At 61.1% G+C, this 1,863-nt stretch carries 1 protein-coding gene; it reads left to right on the top strand.

Annotated features, from left to right (window positions below; all coding sequences use genetic code 11):
- The first annotated feature begins 540 nt into the window (after positions 1-540).
- Positions 541-1,800, top strand: a complete 1,260-nt coding sequence (ltrA, locus tag RFN28_RS34385; protein WP_320291562.1) for a group II intron reverse transcriptase/maturase — start codon at positions 541-543, stop codon at positions 1,798-1,800.
- Positions 1,801-1,863: the final 63 nt, after the last annotated feature.

Raw genomic sequence — 1,863 nt, 5'->3', positions numbered from 1 at the left:
CTGTGTGCCACGAACGCGCTGACAGCGATGGAGGTGCGGAACTGCACAAGAGATGAGGGCAGGTCCCTCGAAGCCGGCCGTCAGGGGCAGGCTTCAAACCACCGCAAGCTGCTTCGGTCAAAAGCCGTGGTGGTGAGCGTTGCGGAAAAGGCGGGACGTGATCCCGTCAGGTAGGGCTCAGAGAGACGAGCGAAAGCGAACCGCTGATGACGTGTCGAAAGCGTATGGACGATGTCGAAACCGGGGGGAAGTCGTTACCCCGGGATCAGTCTGGGGGATGGCCTGATTGCTGCCCAGACGGCATCCGGCATGAAGGCGGCGTGACTCGGAGCCAGGCTCTTGGGTGGAACGTGGGAACCTGTCGCCCCGATGCGAAGGGAAAAATCCAAGCAGGGGGTCCCTGCGAGGACGAAAGTACCGATGCGGGGCACAGGGACGGAGCAACCCGTAGTAGTGATGAAGGCGTTGTAATGACGCTGGAGCGAAGGGGTTGCGTTGTTCAGCTCTGGACAGGAGCCAACCGGAAACGGGAGGAGCTTCATGGATAGAGCAAAGCCGTTCGACATTCCGAAAAGGGAGGTGTGGGAAGCCTATAAAAGGGTCAGAGCCAACCAAGGAGCGGCTGGCGTGGATGGCCAATCGGTTGCGGACTTCGAGGGTGATCTGTCGAACAACCTCTACAAGCTCTGGAATCGATTGTCGTCCGGCAGTTACTTTCCGCCGCCGGTGAGACGGGTCGACATACCGAAGGGCGATGGCAAGACGCGGCCGTTGGGGGTTCCGACTGTCGCGGACCGCATAGCCCAGATGGTGGTCAAACGGTTCCTGGAGCCGCTGGTGGAACCTCGATTCCACAGCGATTCCTACGGATACCGGCCCGGCAAATCGGCGCTCGATGCGGTCGGCGCAGCACGGCAGCGGTGCTGGCGCTATGCCTGGGTTCTTGATCTCGACATCAAGGCCTTCTTCGACAGCATCGAAACGGATCTGCTGATGCGGGCAGTGCGTAAGCATACGGATTGCCCGTGGGTGCTGCTGTACATCGAAAGATGGCTGAAAGCGCCGATGCAGACTGCGGATGGAAGCCTCATCGAGCGGGAAAGAGGGACGCCGCAAGGAGGGGTCATCAGTCCCCTCCTTGCCAATCTCTTTCTCCACTACGCGTTCGACATGTGGATGCTGCGGAACCATCCCGACATCCGGTTCGAGCGCTACGCCGATGATGCGATCTGCCATTGCCGAAGTGGGGAGCAAGCAGCGGCGTTGCGGAATGACCTTGAGAAGCGGTTCGCGGAATGCGGGCTGACGCTTCATCCGGAGAAGACGAAGATCGTCTTTTGCAAGGATGATGATCGGCGCGGAAACCATCCCGACCACAAGTTCGACTTCCTCGGCTATACATTCAGGCCAAGGCTGTCGCGACGGCGGGGTGGGAAGGTCGGCGTCTCGTTCAGTCCGGCCGCCAGCGGCAAAGCCCTCAAGGCGATCCGACGGACGGTCCGGAGTTGGGCCCTTCACGAACGCAGCGACAAGACGCTGGATGATCTGGCGCGGATGTTCAATGTGCACATCCGGGGCTGGATCAACTACTACGGGCGGTTCTATCCATCGGCTCTCTACCCGACCTTGCGGCACATCGATCTCCTGCTGGCGCGATGGGCCCACCGGAAGTTCAAGTCCTTGCGCAGGCACAAGACACGGGCCATCCACTGGCTGCAACGCATCGCGCGCCGCCAGACCCGCCTGTTTGCTCATTGGGCCTTGCTCTTCGGACGCGGCCGAACAATGGGAGCCGTATGACGCGAGAGTGTCACGTACGGTTCTGCGAGAGCGCGGGGGTGCGATTCCCCCGCGCCACTCACC

Origin of the sequence: Mesorhizobium album (genome assembly GCF_033977205.1) — a bacterium.
In the GTDB taxonomy this organism is placed as follows: Bacteria; Pseudomonadota; Alphaproteobacteria; order Rhizobiales; family Rhizobiaceae; genus Mesorhizobium; species Mesorhizobium album.
This window is presented reverse-complemented; position numbering and strand designations above follow the sequence as displayed.